Origin of the sequence: Paenibacillus sp. FSL R7-0302 (assembly GCF_038006885.1) — a bacterium.
Lineage (GTDB): Bacteria > Bacillota > Bacilli > Paenibacillales > Paenibacillaceae > Paenibacillus_AQ.
Window position 1 is genome coordinate 4,052,298 of record NZ_JBBOWB010000001.1, and the last position, 19,686, is coordinate 4,071,983.

The window sequence follows — 19,686 nt, forward strand, 5'->3', positions numbered from 1 at the left end:
TATACCTTTTTTTCGGAATTTATGCTCCAGACCTAAAGTCCCGCAAATGAAGATACAGAGGGCAAGCTTGCCGCTGGAAACATTCATATCCGCACACAAAATAACGCCCTGGTCACTTTCATGACATCAAGGCGTTGATTATGGGTTAATCCAGTCTCCTGAATTCGTTACTTGGCCCTTCTGGGAATTCTCACCACCACTGTTGTGCCCTGGCCGATTTCGCTGTGGATCGTGATCCCGTACGCCTCGCCAAAATAAATCCGGATTCTCTCCTGGGCGTTGAACAGTCCATACGATTTGGATTGCCTGCTTAATACCGTATCCATCGTCTCCTGAGTCATTCCCGGACCGTTGTCTTCAATGCTGAATACAATCGTATCTTCCTCGAAGCCAGCCCGCAGGCTGATCCTGCCGCGCCCCTCCCGCTTGTTGTCCACGCCGTGCTCAATCGCATTCTCTACAATAGGCTGCATAATCAGCTTGATCATGTGATAGCCCAGCACCTCCGGGTCCACCTCGTACACTACATCGAAGCTGTGGTCATGCATAATCAGCTGCAGATCAATATAAGATTTCGTATTCTCCAGTTCATCCTGGACGCTGATGACATCCTGCCCCCTGTTCAGGGTCGTCCGGTAGAATTTCGAGAGGGTTGTGGTGATTTTACTGATGTCATACGCTTTAATGCTTATAGCCTTCCAGTTGATCAGCGACAGAGAGTTATAGAGAAAATGCGGATTGATCTGGGCCTGCAGCGCCTTCAGCTCCGCGTCCTTCTGCACAACCTTGCTGCGGTAGACTTCATTGAACAGCTCATTCAGACTTTGCAGCATATCCTTGAACCGTAAGGTCAGCTCGCCGATCTCGTCATTGGAATCGACCACAATATCCACATGCAGGTCCCCTCGGGTCACCCTTTTCATCGTGCGGTTCAGACGGTAGATCCTTCTCACGAATGCATTCGACAACAGCCAGACCGCAGGCACCAGAATCAGCAGGCAAATCCCGACCGTGAGCATGGTGGCGCGGAGAATCGTCTTGGCATCAACACCGATCGAGTTCTTGGGCATATAAAAGACAAGCTTCCACCCCGTCACGCCAAGCGTCTGGGAGATCACGATGAAATCGCTCGCGTGCTCTTCCGCTTCCTTAGCTGATTCGAAGGACGGCAGCCCGTTGTGATAGTCATACACAGGCTCCTCCGCTCCATTCTCGACCAGAACGCCGTACTCACCGGAGACCACATTGGTCAGACCCGCAAACATATCCTTGCTGTCAAAGCCTAAGTAGATCAGGTTGTCATATTGCGTTCCCGAGCCGCCCACCATTCTCCGCACCGCGGATAAGGCCGTTCCCTCCTTGATCCAATGCGTCTGGCCGCTGGCCATCGCCGCTTCATACCATGGCTTCCCGGATACGCTGCTAATCGGCAGAATCGTATTCTTCCGCTCCGTGATGTTGTTCCCTGTATACACCGTCAGCTGGCGGATCTCTTCGTTCAGGAACAGAAGCGTATTGAACAGCGGCTCCACGATGGTGTTCAGATCATTGTACATATAGTAATAATTGTCCGAGTAATCATTGTTGAAGACGGACACTACACTGGAGTTGAAGGTGAACGAGTCCAGCGCGGCATTGAGCTTGCCGAACTTATAATCCAGATTGGCGGCGATCTCCGACACATTGTCGGTTAAGGTCAGCCGGGCCTGCTGAACGAGCAGACTCCTGGATTGATCATACGAATACCAGCCAAGCACACTGAGCGGAATAATGATAACGAGCAAATAAGAGACAAACAGCTTATGCTTAATTCTTAAATTCCTGATGAACCGGCCTGGACGCTCCAGATCTACCCCTCCTGTCTTAAGCCTCTTGTCCTTATAACGTAGCATTGCCCCCGGCAAATAACAATCGGTAAAAGCAGCGGTCCGCCGCATGAGTTCTGCCCCCAAATAGCAAAGGGGTGTCCCCAGCCGTTTCCGGCTTACGGGACACCCGCTTCCATGCAGTTTACGCTTACTCTTTGACGGCGCCGAGCACGATTCCGCTGACGAAATACCGCTGCAGAAACGGATAGATCAGCATGATCGGGATCATCGAGACCATCACCTTGGCCGCATTGAGCAGCTGGCTCGACATATTCGACAGACGCTTGATCTCTTCCGGGTCGGTAGTGTTCATGATCGAATTCACGCTGATAATCAATTGCTGGATATACGTTTGCAGCGGCCAATTCTCCTTGTGGTTCATCAGGATCATCCCGTCAAAAAACGCATTCCAGTGGCCGACGACCGAGAACAGGGTGACTGTCGCCAGTGAGGGCAGGGAGATGGGGATAAAAATCGTCACCAGCGTTCTCCACGCCCCCGCCCCATCCATCCCGGCAGCCTCCTCCAGCTCCTTCGGAACGCCCTTGAAGAAGTTCATCAGCAGAATCACATTAAATACCGGAACGGCGGTAGGCAGCACAAGCGCCCAGATGGAATCGAGCAGCCCGTACGTATTGATCGTCATATACCACGGGATCAGCCCGCCGTTGAACAGCATGCAGAAGATCACGAACCACATATAGATATTTCTGCCCGGAAAATGTTTGTTCGATTTCGATAAAGGATAGGCCATCAGCACCGTAACCAGCAGATTGATGGCTCCTCCGAGCAGTACCCTTTGTACAGATACGCCAAAGGAAGTGAAGAAGCTCCGGTCACTGATGACCGACTTATAGGCCTCCAGATTGAAATCAACCGGCCAGAAGAAGACCTGCCCCGACATGGCCGCCACCTTGCCGCTGAACGAAATAGCCAGGGTATTCAGTACGGGGGCCAAGGAGAGAAAAGCAATCACGGTTAGAATAGAATAAATCACAATATCAACAGTCCGGCTGGTTCCTCGGATCACAGCAAATCACCTCTGTCAGAAAATACGGTAGTTGGCAAACCGGGCAGCCAGACCATAGGAAGCGGCAATCAGCACAAAGCTTACGACCGATTTGAGCAGGCCTACCGCTGTTGCCAGTCCATACTGGATTTCAAGCAATCCTGAACGGTATACATAAGTATCAATGATATCCCCCGACTCATAGACAATCGGATTATACAGGTTGAGAATCTGCTCGAAGCCCGCATTCAGCACATTGCCGAGGCTTAAGGTCGCCAGCAGAATCACCGTGGTCATCAGGCCCGGAATCGTAATATTGGTTAACCGCTGGAACCGGTTCGCTCCATCAATGGCGGCAGCTTCGTACAGATTGGTGTTGATGGAAGTCAGGGCAGCGATATAGATGATCGTATTGAAGCCGAATTCCTTCCATACATCACTCGATACGATCACAAAGCGGAACCAGTGATTGCTCTGGAGGAACATAACCGGATCGCCGCCGAACCACTGGATCATCTGATTGATAATGCCGTCCAGACTAAGCAGGTTAATCAGCACTCCTGAGAGAATGACCCAGGACATGAAATGGGGCAGGTACACAATCGTTTGGATGGTGCGCTTGAATTTAATATTCGCCACTTCATGGAACAGCAGTGCAAATACAAAGGGAACGGTCAGTCCGGCAATGATCTTCATCAGTGCAATGCTCAGGGTGTTGCCGAGAATCAGCCTGCTGTCCGGCAGGCTGAACATATACTCGAAATTCTCCCAGCCCACCCATTCAGAGTGGAAGATGCCCAGCGTAGGCTGAAAGTCCTGAAAGGCAATCACAATTCCGAACATCGGAACTACACTGAATGCTATAAGCAGCAATATGCCGGGGAGCAGCATCAGGTGGTAATTCCAGATGGAAGCTCTGCTTCTCATGGTGACTCAACTGCCTCAGCAACCTCTTTGGTGATTTCTTCCCCTCCGATGCTCTTCCAGGTCTCCACGAACTTGTCGAATTCTTCAAGGGGAGAAGTGCCGGTAATGATTTTCAAAAAGGTCTCGTTTTCGAGTTTTTCCAGATTGGCTCCCTTTTTAAGCATCGCTTCTGTTTTGCCGTAGAACACAGGCTCCACCTTCACAATTTCTTTCGCTCCGGTGATGGAGGCGGCAGTATAGAAGGCCAGTGAATCGGCATAAGCGGGAATATCCTTTTTCGGATTTTCATTATTCCTCAAGACCGCCTTGACTCTCGGCAGGATGCGGGCCGGCAGATCGTCCAGCTTCTTATCCTTAATCGCCTTCTCATAGATCGGCACATCACGTGCCAGGGAATCCTGATAATCCAGCTGTACATTAATCGGATAATTGAGCCAGCCTACCCCCAGATCCTTGTACAGCTCCTGTGCTGCCGGATCAATCAGGCGGATGCCTTCATACTCCACACTGAGCATTTTCAAGGCGGCCTCGGGATGCTCCGCCTTCTTGTTCACCACCATGAAGGTTCCCGACGGCGTGGATGGTACGATATTCCGTTTGCCGTCTCCGTCCAGCGGCACAGCCAGCGGCACCCAATCCGCTTCCGGGTTGGCCTTCACCGCATCAGACAACGCCCAGCCTCCGAACCAGGGGGCAAACAGGATACCGGCCCGGCCGCTTGACACCAGCCCGGCATTATCCTCGTATTTCCGGGTCAAGAACTCTTTGTCAATCAATCCGTCCGCGTACATCGCTCTCAGCTCAGAGAGCGCCTGCTTGGTCTCTGGAGTCGTGGAGCCGTAGAAGATGTTTCCTCCCTCATCCTTGAACCAGTTCTTCGGATAGGCATGATTGGCATTGAAGATCGGATCGAAGGTGAAGAAGCCGCCGTCTGCGACCACACTTTTGTCGCCCAGCAGACCAACGGTATCCGCTTTCCCGTTACCGTCAGGGTCCTGCTCCTTGAACGCCTTAATCACAGTCTTCACTTCATCCATGGTACGGGGGGTCTCAAGCTTCAGCTTGTTCAGCCAGTCCTGGCGTATCCACAGGAGCTGATAATTGCCGTCGATGTTGGTATTGGGCAGCGCCATCAGCTTGCCGTCGATTCTTCCGGTGTTCAGCACCCGGTCTCCCGTGTAGGAGTTGTAATAATCCTTAATCAGCGGCGAGGCATATTGATCGAATACTTCGGTCAGATCGGCCAGCATACCCGCTTTGGCCATTCTCTTGAACTGCTGTTCATCCACCACCAGAATGTCAGGCAGGGAATTGCTTGAGATCGCCAGGGTAACCTTCTGGTTATACGCATCCTGGTCTTCCACCGAGAAATCGTATTTCACCTTTACGTTCAGGCGGTCCTCAACATATTTCAGATACTTGTTATTCTCCAGCGTATCTCCTGCCGGCAGGTTGTTCCCCGATACCCCCTGTCTCCCCAGAGACACGGTAACGGGTTCTTCATATTTGCTGAAGGGTCCATCGTCCTCCTTGGCGGCGGCGGATGGTTCATTGCCTCCGGCATTCGTGGATTCACTGCCGGCGGGCGCAGCAACCTTCTCCTCCTTAGAACTGCTGCCGCAGGCTACCAGCACTCCCAGCATCATCACCATGGACAGCAGCACTGCCATAACACGAATTTTCTTCAATCTCATAGATGCCCCTCCCAAACTTTGTTATAAAACGCTTTCATGCTTACAGTTAAATTGTAGATTAGCGTGGAAGGGAGCGAAATCCCAAATTCTTTGGATACGCGTCAATTAATTTGGAAGTAAAAAGCACCCGCAGGTGCTCTCCAAGAAGCCGTACTATTATCCGTTCAGTATTTCACGATATTTCTGCGGACTGATGCCGTAATATTTTTTAAAGGTCTGGCAGAAGTAGGAGGAGCTCCAGTAGCCGGCATGTTCAGCGATATCGACGATTTTCATATTGGTGCTGTCCAGTAGATGCCGTGCCCGTTCCAGACGCTGCTGAGTGATGAATTTGATCAGGCTCTGCCCGGTTTCTTTCTTGAACAAATGGCTCAGGTAGCTGGGATTGAGCGATACGCGCCCGGCTATAACCTCCAGACTGATATCCTCCCTGAAATCCTTCTCCACAATCCGGATGACCTGCTGGACAATATGACGTTTGCTCTCATCGGGAGGGCCGTTGTCCGGTTCTATTTCCGAGAGCGCCTGCAGCAGCACTTGCTTGACCTCTTGAATCGAATCGCTTTTGAAGATACGCTCTACCGTTCGCTGGAAATCCGCCTTCTGCCTGCGTGACGATTGTTCAAACGCATTCCGCACCAGGTCCGAACAGAGATACTTGACATAGATTGCAGAAGATCCGCCGTTCCGGCTCAAGTGGCTGAACAGAAGCTCAATGCTTTTGGCAGCACCTGCATATTCCCCATGGTGAATGAATTGGTTGATATCGGCCATCAGCATCTCGGTGCTGACAAGCTCCGGGACACGGCCTGCCAGTTCATCTCCGGCAAACAGCACCACCGTATCCTCAAAAAAGAATTTGTAGTCCAGCGTCTGCTCCATCTGCTCATAACACGCTGAAATCCCCTGCCAATCGGAGAACACGGGGCTGTATACGATGCAGCAATGCCGGTAAAAGCGTTCCGCGATCCGCTCCGCCAGCGCTTCACCCATCTCCCTGATCCTCTTCTGTCCGCCGCTGCCTGGGCAAGGGACCATAAGCACACTTTGATATTCATTCAGGTTCAGCAGCTCATATTCACCGGCTGTAAGCTGCTCTGCCGCTTGCTCAAATGCCTCGTAGCTGCGGTCAAAGAAACGCTCCTTGAAATCAATCAGCAGCAGAGCGGCCGGCTGCCCTCCGAACGGCAGAGCAGCAGCATCCGCGATCACCTGAACCCCGTTCAGCACATCGGTCAGCCACTTCTCCCTCTCATACTCCAGGCCCTTGTGATACCCCTGCATCATCTCGGCAGTGCGGCGCTGCTGGGTGGCCTTATCTGCGCATTTCTGTATCACGCTTGACATCACCCCGGCGAATTCCTCGATATCAATCGGCTTCAGCAGGTAACTGGAAGCATTGGTATAGAGCGCCCGGCGGGCATAGTCAAATTCCCCGTAAGCACTGTAGATAATGATTTCCAGAGAGGGCTGCGCCAGGCTGGCCTGCTCCGCCAGCTCCAGACCGCCCATGAAGGGCATTTTGATATCTGTGAGCAGGATGTCCACCGGGTTCAGACGAAGAGACTCCAGCGCCTTCTCCCCGTTCTCCGCTTCGATAACACGCAGCTCGTAGTTCATGTCAGCGATCAGTCCCCGGATGCCGTCCCGTTCAATTTTCTCATCATCCACGATCAATATGGTAAACATAGAGTTCCCTCCTGATGTCTGATAGAATCATAAGCAAACGTTATCCATTCATTGAAGCCTACACCATGAGGAGGTCCCGCCATGCGCCTGGCGTACCGCAAAGCCAATGCACTTTTGAATCAGCATATCTCAAATGTCAGTGACGGACAAACCTCATTTCATATTCATTACTGGGGCTTCATGCCGAATCATTATAATAATTCCCTGCACCGCCATTCTTTTTTTGAAGTCTGTTATGTCCAGCAAGGCACCGGCTCTTACCAGGATGACGATGCGCTCTTCCCCCTGGAGCCGGGAACCCTGTTCTGCTCGCGTCCGGGCATCTGGCACCAGATCCGCAGTGAGCAGGGGCTGGTCCTGTTCTTCATTGCCTTTGAAATCGACGAAGCTCTAAGCTCTGCGGCCGGCCGCAAGCCGTTTCAGGATCTCGCCGCCGGAGGGCAGGCCATAGCCCCGCATGAGGCCGCCGCATTCTCTGCCCGAATCTGGCGGACTCTCTTCAGCCTTGCCGAGAGCGAAGCGGCGGTGTCCCGGCTGCCGATGAACCATCTGGCGCTTGCCCTGCTGCATTCCTTCCCGCAGGCGTTCTCCCCCGAACCCCATCTGCAGGCCGGGGCGATGAAGGAGGACAGCGGGGAGCACCGCCATTTGGAACGGGCGAGGCGCTATATCCGCGACAATTTGTCCTCCCCGCTGCACATGGCCCAAGTGGCCCTGGAACTGGATATCTCTCCGCGTCATCTGTCGAGGATTTTCCAGGCCTGCCTGGGCCAGACTTTCGTCCATTATATTCAGGAACGAAGAATCCAACAAGCCAAGGATTGGCTGCTGCACACTGATTTGCCCATCAAAGACATCGCCGAGCGCTGCGGCTTCGAGTCTGTGCACTATTTCACCCGCGTATTCACCAAGCAGCTTGGTGTCTCCCCCGCCCGGTTCCGCAGGTCGCAGTTTGCAGACGGAAGACAGAACCTGAGCTAATCATCACCAAATGTCCGGATTGTACAAAAAATCAGACACCGTATTCAAAGATAATCCCGCACGGACTCCTTACAATGGTGGTAGACCCTTAGAAGGAGTGAGTTTCCCCATGTTTGTTAAACGACCGGTCAACCTTGTACGCAGCCCCATTTCTGTTCCTCAGAACGGCATACCCTTGGCTGCTCCTCCCGCAGTGCTCCGGGAAGGCTATTCTGCGATTACCGCTTCCCTGCTTCAGCTCGCCAGTGTGAAGGGAAACGGCACGCTGTATGTTGCTTTTGACGGAACCCACGGCGCCCCGTTTCAAACCGTTCTGCAGCGGGCAGTGGAAGCGCTTGAGCAAGCGGGTCATTCCGTGTCCCTCATCGGCTCGGGCAGCTATCTCAAGTCAGGCGAAGAGCTGCGGGAGTTTTTTGCCGCCAATATTACGGATAACCGCGCCTTCGGCTATTTCACTGATGGTAGTATAGAGGATTATTTCCGGGCCGGGGCCAGGGAAGAAGCCGCCCGCAGACTGGATGAGGCAGAGCCGGGTGCGGATTCGGCTGCATTCTGTATCGTTTTTGGCCCGGGGGCATACTGGCTTGGAGAGGGGCGGTTCGATCTTTCCTTCTATCTGGATGTCTCGCGTGAATACCAGCAGGCCGGCCACCGGCAGGAGCTGCTGAGTTTCGGCCTCAACTGGAACCGGGATGCCGTGGAGAAATATAAAATCGCCCTGTTCGTGGAATGGCCTATTCTCGAAACCTACCGCAAACACATCCTGGACCAAATGGATTACTATATCGACCTGAATCAGCCGCAACAGCCGGTCATGACTGCCGTGCCGTCCCTGCGCCGGATGATCTCGGATATTGCCGGGTCGCCGCTGCGGGTGAAGCCTTTTTATGCACCGGGGGTGTGGGGCGGACAATTCCTCAAACAGCTGGCCGATCTGCCGGAGGATTGGGTGAACTGCGCCTGGAGCTTCGAGCCGATTGCCCCCGAGAATTCCATTCTTGTAGGGTATGAAGGCAAAGAGATGGAAATTCCGTTTCTGCTGGTCATGCAGCAGGAGCATCCAGCGATTCTGGGGGAACGTCTGACCGGCTTATTCGGAGATTATTTCCCGATCCGCTTCAACTATCTGGACACGATGGACGGAGACAATCTGTCCTGCCAGGTCCACCCTACCCAGGACTATATCCGCAGCCGGTTCAATGAATTCATGGCCCAGCAGGAATCCTATTACATCATGGAGCAGCAGGGGGATTCCGGGGTCTATCTGGGACTGACTGAAGACTGCACACCTGAGCAGTTCCGCCATGAGGTGAAGAAGGCTCAGGAGACAGGCATCCCGCTGCCGCTGACCGATTATGTCAACCGTTATGCGTCCCGGAAGGGCGAGCTGTTCCTGATCCCGCCCGGAACCGTTCATTCCGCAGGCAAAGACAATCTGGTGCTGGAGATTTCCTCGACCACCTGGTGGTTCACCTTCAAAATCTATGATTTTCTGCGCAAGGATCTGGACGGCAAACCCCGGCCGATCAACATCGACTTCGCCTTCGACAATATTGACTTCACTCAGAAGACCGCCCGGGTTGAAGATCAGCTTATGCCTTCGCCGGTGCTTCTGCAGCAGCAAGGGGAGAATGAAGAGTATGTGCTGGGACAGCGCGATGATCTGCTGTTCTATGTACACCGTGTGCACTTGAAGGATACCTGGAAAGACGATACACGCGGCGAAATGACCATGTATAACCTCGTTGAAGGAGAGGGCGTGCGGATTGTGTCTGCTGAGGACGAGGCGGTGTATGTGGAGCTGCATTATGCGGAATCGTATATTCTCCCGGCTGTACTAGGGGAATACACCATCGTCAATACCGGTTCCGGCCCCTGCAAGCTAATCAAGGCCGGTGTCTCCGCAGCATGGGATGTGAGTCTCCTTGAGCCGTAATATCGTACTCGCGCTGGATGTGGGCGGAACCTTTATTAAGACCTGCGTGCTGGAGGACGGCCTTTCGCTGCAAGGCAGTGACATGGAATTCCCCGCCCTGGCTGACCGGGACCGGGAAACGATCCTTGACCATTTCCTATCTATTTTTCAAGCCCAGTACGACCTGTATCAGCACCGGCGCCGGGATGCTGTAACGGACTGCCGCTATCATATCGGGATGGCTTTTCCCGGTCCGTTCGATTACAGGCAGGGCATCTGCCTGATCCGGGGGCTTGCCAAATTCGAGGCGATCTACGGGCTGAATCTGGGCCAAGCTTTACGCGCACGCTGGCACACTGGAAGCTCCGGGGAGGCTGGCACACTGCCGGATATGGATATCCGTTTTCAGAATGACGCCCGCCTGTTTGCGCTGGGAGTCAGCGCCGAATTCCCGCGTGAGCGGTTCATGGCCTTGACGCTAGGAACCGGCCTCGGTTCCGCCTTCATCGACAGCTCCCGGATCATGGAATCCGGGCCGGGCATCCCGCCGGACGGCTGGCTGTATGACCAGCCTTATCTTGACGGCAGGGCGGATGATTGGTTCTCCAGAAGAGGCATCCTGAAGCTGGCCCGTGAAGCCGGGATTGGGGAGGCGGGGCTTCCGGGAGCAGACATGGATGTGAAGGAGCTTGCCCATGAAGCCAGAGAGGGGAATGCTGCCGCGCGCGGGGTATTCACCGAATTCGGAGCCCGGCTCGGGGAGCTGCTCCAGCCTTACGTAGACGGCTACCGGCCGGACTTCATCATGCTGGGCGGGCAAATCTCCCGAAGCCATGACCTGTTCGGGCCTGCTCTGCTGAACCGCCTGCGGAGGCCTTCCTCCCCCGCCTTGACCGTCCGCACGGCAGAGCATGTTCTCGCCTATACCTTCCGGGGCATTGCCCGGATGTTCAGCGAGGGATAGACGGGGGCATCATCACGTTTCGTTAATGCACCCTGGTAGAGCGTCAGATTTAAACTAATGGATGAGGCGCTATGCTGCCTGAAGGACACAGGAGTGGAGCCAAGGAGTGGAGCCAACCTCTTCAGGTAACTTTTTCTGCCATTCCCAGGCGGCCAGCTCCTCCACCATTCCCAGATGAAGACGGAAGTTGTTCCTTAAGGGCATTTGACCCAGCGTAACGGACTGAGGCGCGCTTATTCCGGATGAAGGCACCCCTTGTTGAAAGTAACGGACCCCATGGGTCTTATTCATGGAATTTACACTCCTAGACCTCTCATCGAGAGACGATAAAGGCTCCTCAGTCCGCTAACCCGTAAATGGTGGCCTTTTCCCGGGAATAGGGTCTCTCAGGTCCGTTAGGAGCAACCTCAAACGGCCGGTGCAGCTTCGTTATATGAAACCACAGAGATTTGCCCGTATTCACAGAATTACATCTGATACTACAATAATGTACATACTCCAACTATTCCCCGTATCCGTTACAAACAGAAATAGTTGGAGCTTTTCCGGCAACCGCTAATGATTGATGAAACTGACGGAGTGAACCCTAAGGAGAGCCTTCCCTGAACCTGGCCGGAGTGACTCCATGGTAATTACGAAACGTCTGGATAAAATAGGTAGAGCTTCTGTAGCCCAGCTTCTTATAGATATCAACAATCTTCATATTCGTTGTATTCAGCAGCTCGACGGCTTTGTCCATTCTCACCTGCGTGATGTACCGGATGAGACTTTGACCTGTCTCCTTCTTGAACAAATAACTGAGGTAACTGGGTGTCAAATAGACCCTCTCCGCAATGCCCTCCAAAGAGAGATCCTGATCGTACTCCTTGTCGATTACATCTGTAATGGTCCGGATCAGCTTGAGATTGGCGGACCTTTTTGGGCTGGCTCCGCTGCCGGTTTCCATGAGGGACAGGATCGCAAACATATGATCCTTCAGATCCTGAAGAGATACGGTTTTATGAATTTGGTCCAAGTAAAGATTCATTTCCGCAGGCTCATGGTTTTTCTCTCTCGTCACCACCTTTTTCATAATTTCCGAACAGATGAACTTGGTGTACAGGGACGAGAATTGCCCTTTGGTTCTCAGGTAGGTGAACAGCAGCTCTATACTGTATTTCGCACCGGTAAAATCGTTATACTCCAGACACTGGTAGACCTTATCCAGAATCGGATTCAATTCGATCTCGTCAAAGCCCGCTTGCTCAAAGGGTTCATCGGCAAATAGAAGGGTATACTCATCCATGAAAAACTTGAATTCCAGCATCTGCTCCATCCCGGTATAGGCATCATATAACTGCTGCGGCTGATTCACCGCTCTGCCGATCACCAGACCCACATTCAGCTCCAGGCTCCCGGCGGCGGCGCGGATAATCCCATCTCCAAGCATTCGCAGCGTCTCTTTGGGGAGAGGACGGGGGTGCTTGACGAACAGCATACTCTGATGCTCGCTCAAGTTGACATAATCGAAGGCGTAGCTGAGGTTATCGTGTAACAGCCTAATGAATTCATCGTTGTGAATATCAAAAAACTTCCGGCGGCAATCCACCAGAATCATATGCAGCCAATGCTTGTGTTGGACATATTCCAGCAGTTCGGGGGACATCCATGCCTCCGTATTTATTTTCACTCCGTTTAGGGAGTCCAGCAGCATTTTTTCCTTCTCATACGCAAGCCCCCGGTTATATCCCTCCACCAGTTGTTCGTTCCGCAATTTCTCTGCCGCTTTGTTTTCACAGGCCTGAACCGCCTCGTTCACCACACTGAGAAACTCCGGGATATGAACCGGCTTGAGCAAATAATTCGATATGTTGGTCCGCAAGGCTCTTCTCGCATATTCAAACTCATGGTAAGCGCTGAAGATGATCATTTCAATATCCAGACCCAGGCTGCTAACCTTCTCCGACAACTCCAGCCCGTCCATAAAGGGCATTTTGATATCCGTAATCAGAATATCAATCCTGTGCTTCCCGATGATCTCCAGCGCAATCTCGCCATTCGCCGCCAGGATGGTCTCCACCTCCGGATAGTGTTCCTGTATTAATTGCTGAATGCCCTCTCTCTCAATGCGTTCGTCATCCACAATCAGAATACGGTACACAGCGCACGCCTCCCTTTTTTACACAAGGCTCATTTCTATATAGAGTGTAGTGCCAAAATTCTTCTCCGTCACTTTCCCCTGTCCGTATATTTTCAAGTTCAATCTATAAATAAAACGCCCTTAAGATATGAACTTGAAGCTTCATCGTCACTGCGGTGAACATTTGGACTTCCGGCCGCTGTTGTCCCCAGATTTCTTGATTTTTTCCGCTCTTCGCGGTGGAAATCCGGTGACAAAGGCGGTCGCTACCGCTCCTACAGTTCCAAATTTCCCCTTCGCTTCTTTTGCTTTTTGTTAATTTCTTTTAGTGCTTCTTACATAGCTTGAAGCCTATAAATTAGACAAAAAAAGGGCTTCTCTATAAAAGATTCAGCCCTTCTTCTGCCCGCCGGATTTATATGGTTCTAAACGCAACCGTGCCTGCATTGGCACTGTGGCACAACAGAATAGCTTGCTCTGCCGTATCCGCTTCGCTTCCCCATTGCAGCATATAGCGGAATTCGTAGAAGCCCCCGAGGGTGGCCTTGAAGTTCGTCTCCCAGTAATTGGTCAGTACCCAGGCATATAACGACTTGTGAGCGCCCTCTTCCTGTTGGCCCTGAACCAGTCTTGGGCCGTATTCCAGAGGTCCGGTCTGCATCAGCGGCGTATCCGGGGTCGCAATGGACAGCCCGCCTTGAGGGGATATCACCGCAAGCCCTTCCTGAATACAATAGAAATCCGTACAGGTGCCCGGGATCTGATCTACTCCCGGCCTTAGGACAGCCCCGGCCTTCTCGAACCACAGCTCACTGCTGCCGCCTGCACTAAAGGGGAGGGCGACGTACACATTCTCCGGGTCCCACACGCTATCCTTGTGGATGCGGACGGAGACATCGACTCGTTTCTGGTCCTTGAACACCTTCAGGAATAATGAATAGTGGCTCATCCCTTGAACCTGATACTTCAATTCAATGATGCCGTACACCGGGCCGTTCGTTATTTCCTTCACGCCTGAGAGGACACCCTCCGAACGCTCCACATTCATGCCTTTGCGGTTCCTGCCCATGATTCTCCGAACGGTCATCTGGTCGTCACCGCCGCCGGGGGTCACTTCATACACCGGAGTGAAGGCTCCGTGAGCCTGACGGGGATCAATGAATTCCTGGCCGGTTTGTGTATCCATCCAGGAGACGATGCCTTCTCCGGCTCTCCACGCAATTCGTACGTAAGGCGATTCTATGTGGTTTTCCGTGATGAACAGCCGAGGGGCCTCCTTCTGCACAGGAGGGAAGATATCCCGGATATCATGAATCCGGTCGGCTCCCCGCAAGCGGGTGCTGCTCGTCGTCACCGGGACGGTCTTCGAGGCCTCCCGGATACTGAACCGCTTCTCTTCCTTCGCCCCCAGCTTGACCATGACCGCAATCTGGTATCCTCTGCTGACCTTCTCCTGCTGATGGTGGACCACTTCTCCGCTCTGCTCATCGACCACCTCAAGCCCCTGCCGGAAATAATCCGCTTCCCACTGCTCCTCCAGATAGAAATGAGCCAGATCCTCTACGGGGTAATCGAAGGAATTGATTACTTTATAGGTGAATGCCCGGTCTGCCCGCAGCAGCACATCGCCCCGCGCCTTCAGAACCGTATCCAGCGAGGCATGAACCCGTCTGCTGGCATTGGCGGCATACGCCTCTTTGCGGACGGCAAGCTCCTGCACCATGATGTGCCAGGGCTCCGAGATGGAGGAGTGATATCCCCAGGTATGCTCGGCATACATCATTAATTGCTGCTCTGCCTGGGCAATATCGCTTGACGCCACCAGCTTGCGCTCCGGGTCCAGCCGCTTGACGACGTCCAGGGTTCGCTGGGCATTCCTGAAGATCTGGGTGTGCATCGCGGTTGAAGCCACACCATCGGACCACCAGTCCGGCCAGTCACCGCTATAGACAGGAATCTCGGCCTCCTGCTGCCGCAACAGGTCGAAGTACCGGTTAAGCGTTGTCATTTCAATCTCAACACGGTCCCCGTGCTTCTGATTCCATTCCTTGATGAAGGTCATGATTCCGGGATTCGGCGCCGAATTATCCCGCAGCAGCCCCATGACGTTCACCAATACGAAATCGTAGGGATACTGCTCCTTCTCCAGCTGATCCAGATAGCGGGCAATGCGGGTCTCGGCCAGCTTCCAGTGATCCTTGGAGATCCCCCATACCGGGTCTTCGTCTTTGATGGTATAAGATAATGCCCCATCCGGATTGATCCCCAGATCATTCCCCATCATGTAATGCTCACCGCTCCACACCAGCAGGCGGTCGCCTTTGGGCGTCTCCCAATAAAAGGGGAATTGCTTGCGCCCGATGGCAAACATTCCATGATGCGTGTGGATACTGGACAGCAAATTCTCGACTCCTGCGTCTGCCAAAGCCTGTGCATAGCCCCAGCTGTATCCGTTAACATCCGCAGTCATGGCCGACTTCACTTGAAGCCCCAGCGGCTGGGCGAATTGCCCAGCCCGTGCAAGCATACTGCCCAGCAGCTCGAAATTAATCAGTTCCGTCATATTCAAGTAGGTGCCCGATAACTCAATATCCCCGCGTCTGAGCGCGGCTGCAAATTGTTCCTTCTCTGCTTCCGTGGCTTCCTCCAGAAACTTCTCCACGGCCCAGAAGGTTTCGCAGGTCCATTTAAAGCCCGCCCATTCCTTACGGTCCTCCGTCTGAGCCGCCTCACAGATCGCAATGGCCTGCCTGATAAAGTCCACGTGATATTGCTCGATCTTCTCTTGCCGCTCGGTGTAGCCAATATCCGTATGGGAATGATGAATCACATAAATCGTCCATTTCTTCTTGTTGTTCATGCTTGATTCTCCAATCAATATGGCATTTTATTTTTCACATTTCCATTATATCCAGCAGGCCAAATGGAAGGATATCCTACTTTTTTTTGAAACATATCAGATTCTTGAGGGTTGGATTATACAGGCAGGCCCCACACTTCAAGCTCAAAGATCCGCGCCTGAAAATCATTCTGGGCCGGATAAGTAATATATAGTCTGATATATCTGAACGAACAGCCGTCAGCCTCATGCACGGTTAAGACAGACTCATTATTCCGTACAGCCGCTATCTCCTCCCACTGCTCTGTGTCGTTGCTTCCCTGAAGCTCATAATCCATCGTGATATAACCGGGGGCAGGCGAATGCCTGATCACAACTTTCCTAATCTCTCTGGGCTTAAGCAGATCCAGCAGCAGCCAATGGACGGGCTGGGCGGTGTCCGAATGCCAGGAATCCGTGACCCAATTCTCCCATTTGCCGTTCACCGCCTGGCTGGCTTGACAGACGGTCGCCGGGTCAAGGCTGTACTCACTATCCGCCGACACCGCAGCACAAGCCGCATAATTCGTCCAAGCCTGTGCGGCATGGTGCGCCTCTTGCTCCTTATGGTGATAGGCGAGCAGCTTGCCCAGCAGAGAGAACAGCTCCGTATCCAGTTGTCTAATCTCCTCTTTAAGCTGAAGCACTCTACCCGGCGGCATCAGCTTCCGTCTCAGCGTATCCGCATGCCAACCAGAGATGAGCTGGTATCTGAATTTGATATATCGATCCCGGAACCCGCCGAAGATCTGCCGCCATTCTTCATGAGAGGATAACCAGGGCAGCGCCTTCTCAAAGATATCGAACATAATGATCGCCGAGCCATGAAAGCTCCTGCGCATGGTTTCAAATTCAACCGCAATGGCACTTGCGTCATTAAGCCCCTCCATAAGAGAGACATTGTCATTGAAACGATTCACCGCTTCGATCAAATGATTAGAACGGTTCTCATAGCACTGTGTGAAATCCTCAACCAGCTCCAGATAGCTGTGAACCTCCGGTTTGCCTATTTTCGCTACGCTGAACAGCTTGTTATAACAATAGTTCCTGATTTCCTTAAAAGAAGCATTGGATTTACTCCAGATATCCGCTATCAATTCCTCGGTCAGCTGCAGCTTGAAGAAAGGCTCCCCCTTCATCACATTCAAGGTGACCTCCTTGTTCAGCTGATTCTCCCGGATCACAAACAGCCTTCTGGCAGAATCATATTCCGTGATTAGAAAGGCATGATCATCAATGACCGTCCCGTATTGGCTCAAAAAAAACAGGTAGCTGTAGTTGGCAATCATCACGACCGGGCACTGCTGATCAATGTTCATGCGAATCGCCGGCAGAAGCTCAGCAGCATCCGAGACCTCAGTTACCTTAAGGGTTAGTCCCAGCTTGTTAAGAATAGTGCACCTGGAGGCCACCCAGTCCCCGCCCGCTGCCTCTCCCCAATTCATCATGACTGCATACAAAAAGGTATAGTAGAAATAATTCTCATACTGATGAAAGCCTGCGGCACCCGCCATAGGCAAATCCACACAATTGGAGTGCATGGTCCGGTAGCCCTCGCTGTAATAGTCCATCTCCAGGGCTACTAACATACGAGATCCTGTGAATCAATATATTCTCTCCACTTCTGAAGACTGTATAGTTTATCTATATCGAGAAATTCCGGGCTCACCTCTATTGAGAAATGCTCTTCCAGGACCACCGCAAAATGAATAAACAGCAAAGAATCCATGCCATAACCTCGCAAATCCGCGTCCATACCTGCATTCTTCAGACGGGGAGAACCGCCGGGCAATTGAGCGAGCAGCTTACGCAGCTCCTGTTCTCGGTTATCCAACATTCACAGCCTCCCCGTCCGGTCTATCTTCCAGGGGAGGCTGCCCGGCATGCTTCTTCCTGGCAATCTCATAGATGGTGTTCATGGTTGCCACCCGTTCATAGGATTCAGATAAGGGAATGTTCTCTCTGGTGCCCCCAAGAACCTCAGCCAAGAACCTGAGCTGGTTCACATAGTAATTTTGCGGAGAGTATACAAGCTTGTCTGTTGTTCCCTCTTCCGTATGTTCAACCTGAATAATGATCTTATAATCCCCATAGCAAGGCTTAAAAAAGCCGCTGATCCTTACCTTGGCCCGCTCAAACTCCAGCCAGTGGGTGGCATTGTTCGGCATTTCAAACGAACCCAGGAACTCTGCCTCGACGCCCCCCTCATATTGCAGCGCCGCATGAAAGGTCCAGTCGCATTGATTAATGCCTGAGAATGTCGAGAATCCGTCCAATGTCTGCGGCGTTAGGCCGATAACCTTTTGGATAAACTGCAGCCAGTACGAGCATTCGTCGATGAAACAGCCGCCGCCGAACTCCGGCTTGAACCGGTAATTATCCGCGCTATAGTTGCTTTGCAGAATTTCAAAGGAGATCCGGGTTTTGATTTTTTTCAGTTTGCCGTAGGTTTCAGCAGTGATCATGTCTGTTATATCCTGCTGCCACGAATGATGCTGGACCATTAGCGCTTCAAGGACATGCACACCCTGCTGCCTGGCCCGTTCATTGATGAACAGCACCTCATCGGCATGTAAGGCTATCGGTTTTTCAATCAAGACATGCTTGCCCGCCTCAATCGCCCTCAGCGTCCATTCCTTATGCAGGAAATTGGATAACGGAATATAGACCACATCAATGTCCGCCGACGCCAGCAGCTTATCGTAGCTGTCAAAAACATGCGGAATCTGATGCTTCAGCGCATAGGCTGCAGACCGGTCCAAATCACGCGACGCTACACCATACGTTACAAATTGATCAAGCTCCTTGACCGGGTTAATGATCGAGAATGGAGCGATTGTGGAGCAGCCCAAAATTCCAATCCGATATGGCTTCTGAGTATTCATATCCTTACCTCCTGTGATTCCGGATATCTAGCCGCCTGAGCTGTTGTAATTACGAATCGCTGTGGACCAGATCCATCTCGTGATTCCCAGCAGCAGGATGGGAGACAGAATGGCCCAGAGGAAGAGGCCCGGATGTAACCGGTCCAGCACGAACAATGGTGAGAAGTTAGTAATCAATAGAACAGGAATAATAAATACCCCTATCCGCTGAATCCATTTGGAGTAAATCATCATGGGCATGTTATTCAGCTCGAACAGCCCGTTGGAGATGTCATTGACAGCAGCAATCTGAATAAACCAGAACGATAATAACTGCGGGATCAGGAACAGGGTGTAGGTCACGAACAGCCCCAGCACGAGGAAGCAGATGAACCCGCCTATTGAAGCGGCATCGGCCGGAAGCCCCAGTCTTCTCCAGCCCACCACAATCATGGTCACGCCGCCCAGCACATTCGGAATCGCCAGGCCAAAGTCCACATTCCGTAACGTCATCATAAATTGCAGGGAAATCGGCTTCGTTAACAAAAGATCGAGTGACCCCGTTCTTACATGCTCCGGGATCTGCACGAAGTTGATGGCAAACAGTCCCCAATACAACCCCGTCATCAAGGTATAGGTGCCAATAAACAGCAATATCGCATCAATGGGCACGCCATCCAGCGTCAAACCGGCCTCATAGACAATAATCACATACAGGAATTTGGCGAACAGATAGGAGGTCTCCACCAGCAGGCCCATCAGGAAATTCACTCGATAC

At 52.4% G+C, this 19,686-nt stretch carries 15 protein-coding genes; 3 read left to right on the plus strand and 12 right to left on the minus strand.

Going from position 1 to position 19,686, the window contains the following annotated elements:
• Positions 1-167: 167 nt before the first annotated feature.
• From MKY96_RS17710 to MKY96_RS17730, 5 genes are all read right to left on the minus strand, one after another.
• Positions 168-1,952, minus strand: coding sequence for a sensor histidine kinase (locus tag MKY96_RS17710; RefSeq protein ID WP_340941991.1), 1,785 nt, complete (start codon positions 1,950-1,952; stop codon positions 168-170).
• A 64-nt stretch (positions 1,953-2,016) separates the two neighbouring features.
• Positions 2,017-2,898, minus strand: a complete 882-nt coding sequence (locus MKY96_RS17715; protein ID WP_340941993.1) for a carbohydrate ABC transporter permease — start codon at positions 2,896-2,898, stop codon at positions 2,017-2,019.
• Positions 2,899-2,913: 15 nt separating this feature from the next.
• Complete coding sequence (locus tag MKY96_RS17720; RefSeq protein ID WP_340941995.1) at positions 2,914-3,804, minus strand: ABC transporter permease; 891 nt, start codon at positions 3,802-3,804, stop codon at positions 2,914-2,916.
• On the minus strand, positions 3,801-5,498 hold the full coding sequence (locus MKY96_RS17725) for an extracellular solute-binding protein (protein WP_340941997.1): 1,698 nt from the start codon (positions 5,496-5,498) through the stop codon (positions 3,801-3,803). Before MKY96_RS17725 ends, MKY96_RS17720 begins: the two co-directional genes overlap by 4 nt.
• A 156-nt stretch (positions 5,499-5,654) precedes the next feature.
• The gene (locus MKY96_RS17730; RefSeq protein WP_340942000.1) at positions 5,655-7,187 is read right to left on the minus strand and encodes a response regulator transcription factor; all 1,533 of its coding nucleotides are present in this window, start codon (positions 7,185-7,187) and stop codon (positions 5,655-5,657) included.
• An 81-nt stretch (positions 7,188-7,268) separates the two neighbouring features.
• Here MKY96_RS17730 and MKY96_RS17735 point away from each other — a divergent pair, with 81 nt between their 5' ends.
• The 3 genes from MKY96_RS17735 to MKY96_RS17745 all read left to right on the plus strand — a co-directional run bounded on the left by MKY96_RS17735 (position 7,269) and on the right by MKY96_RS17745 (position 11,047).
• Positions 7,269-8,168, plus strand: a complete 900-nt coding sequence (locus MKY96_RS17735) for an AraC family transcriptional regulator (protein ID WP_340942002.1) — start codon at positions 7,269-7,271, stop codon at positions 8,166-8,168.
• Between the two features lie 109 nt (positions 8,169-8,277).
• Positions 8,278-10,104, plus strand: coding sequence for a class I mannose-6-phosphate isomerase (locus MKY96_RS17740; RefSeq protein WP_340942004.1), 1,827 nt, complete (start codon positions 8,278-8,280; stop codon positions 10,102-10,104).
• Positions 10,094-11,047 (plus strand): ROK family protein, encoded by a 954-nt coding sequence (locus MKY96_RS17745; RefSeq protein WP_340942005.1) that lies wholly within the window; start codon positions 10,094-10,096, stop codon positions 11,045-11,047. The genes MKY96_RS17740 and MKY96_RS17745 overlap by 11 nt, the downstream gene beginning before the upstream one ends.
• 69 nt (positions 11,048-11,116) lie before the next feature.
• Here MKY96_RS17745 and MKY96_RS17750 read toward each other — a convergent pair whose 3' ends face one another.
• The 7 genes from MKY96_RS17750 to MKY96_RS17780 all read right to left on the minus strand — a co-directional run bounded on the left by MKY96_RS17750 (position 11,117) and on the right by MKY96_RS17780 (position 19,679).
• Positions 11,117-11,338: a hypothetical protein gene (locus MKY96_RS17750; protein WP_340942007.1), complete on the minus strand. Its 222-nt coding sequence runs from the start codon at positions 11,336-11,338 to the stop codon at positions 11,117-11,119.
• 295 nt (positions 11,339-11,633) lie between these two features.
• Positions 11,634-13,187, minus strand: a complete 1,554-nt coding sequence (locus MKY96_RS17755; protein WP_340942009.1) for a response regulator transcription factor — start codon at positions 13,185-13,187, stop codon at positions 11,634-11,636.
• 394 nt (positions 13,188-13,581) lie between these two features.
• On the minus strand, positions 13,582-16,026 hold the full coding sequence (locus tag MKY96_RS17760) for a glycoside hydrolase family 38 N-terminal domain-containing protein (protein WP_340942010.1): 2,445 nt from the start codon (positions 16,024-16,026) through the stop codon (positions 13,582-13,584).
• 116 nt (positions 16,027-16,142) lie between these two features.
• Positions 16,143-17,633: a discoidin domain-containing protein gene (locus MKY96_RS17765; RefSeq protein WP_340942012.1), complete on the minus strand. Its 1,491-nt coding sequence runs from the start codon at positions 17,631-17,633 to the stop codon at positions 16,143-16,145.
• Positions 17,627-17,881, minus strand: a complete 255-nt coding sequence (locus MKY96_RS17770; RefSeq protein WP_340942014.1) for an acyl carrier protein — start codon at positions 17,879-17,881, stop codon at positions 17,627-17,629. Before MKY96_RS17770 ends, MKY96_RS17765 begins: the two co-directional genes overlap by 7 nt.
• Positions 17,871-18,929 carry a Gfo/Idh/MocA family protein gene (locus tag MKY96_RS17775; protein ID WP_340942015.1) on the minus strand — a complete coding sequence of 353 codons (1,059 nt, stop codon included), beginning with the start codon at positions 18,927-18,929 and terminating at the stop codon, positions 17,871-17,873. The genes MKY96_RS17770 and MKY96_RS17775 overlap by 11 nt, the downstream gene beginning before the upstream one ends.
• Before the next feature lie 27 nt (positions 18,930-18,956).
• The gene (locus MKY96_RS17780) at positions 18,957-19,679 is read right to left on the minus strand and encodes an ABC transporter permease (RefSeq protein WP_340942016.1); all 723 of its coding nucleotides are present in this window, start codon (positions 19,677-19,679) and stop codon (positions 18,957-18,959) included.
• Positions 19,680-19,686: the final 7 nt, after the last annotated feature.

What these genes read in the sequence shown, in the direction of transcription:
- MKY96_RS17730 (WP_340942000.1), bottom strand. Translation starts at nt 7,187, where the DNA reads ATGTTTACCATATTGATCGTGGATGATGAGAAAATTGAACGGGACGGC.
- MKY96_RS17765 (WP_340942012.1), bottom strand. Translation starts at nt 17,633, where the DNA reads ATGTTAGTAGCCCTGGAGATGGACTATTACAGCGAGGGCTACCGGACC.
- MKY96_RS17770 (WP_340942014.1), bottom strand. Translation starts at nt 17,881, where the DNA reads ATGTTGGATAACCGAGAACAGGAGCTGCGTAAGCTGCTCGCTCAATTG.
- MKY96_RS17740 (WP_340942004.1), top strand. Translation starts at nt 8,278, where the DNA reads ATGTTTGTTAAACGACCGGTCAACCTTGTACGCAGCCCCATTTCTGTT.
- MKY96_RS17775 (WP_340942015.1), bottom strand. Translation starts at nt 18,929, where the DNA reads ATGAATACTCAGAAGCCATATCGGATTGGAATTTTGGGCTGCTCCACA.
- MKY96_RS17760 (WP_340942010.1), bottom strand. Translation starts at nt 16,026, where the DNA reads ATGAACAACAAGAAGAAATGGACGATTTATGTGATTCATCATTCCCAT.
- MKY96_RS17720 (WP_340941995.1), bottom strand. Translation starts at nt 3,804, where the DNA reads ATGAGAAGCAGAGCTTCCATCTGGAATTACCACCTGATGCTGCTCCCC.
- MKY96_RS17735 (WP_340942002.1), top strand. Translation starts at nt 7,269, where the DNA reads ATGCGCCTGGCGTACCGCAAAGCCAATGCACTTTTGAATCAGCATATC.
- MKY96_RS17725 (WP_340941997.1), bottom strand. Translation starts at nt 5,498, where the DNA reads ATGAGATTGAAGAAAATTCGTGTTATGGCAGTGCTGCTGTCCATGGTG.
- MKY96_RS17750 (WP_340942007.1), bottom strand. Translation starts at nt 11,338, where the DNA reads ATGAATAAGACCCATGGGGTCCGTTACTTTCAACAAGGGGTGCCTTCA.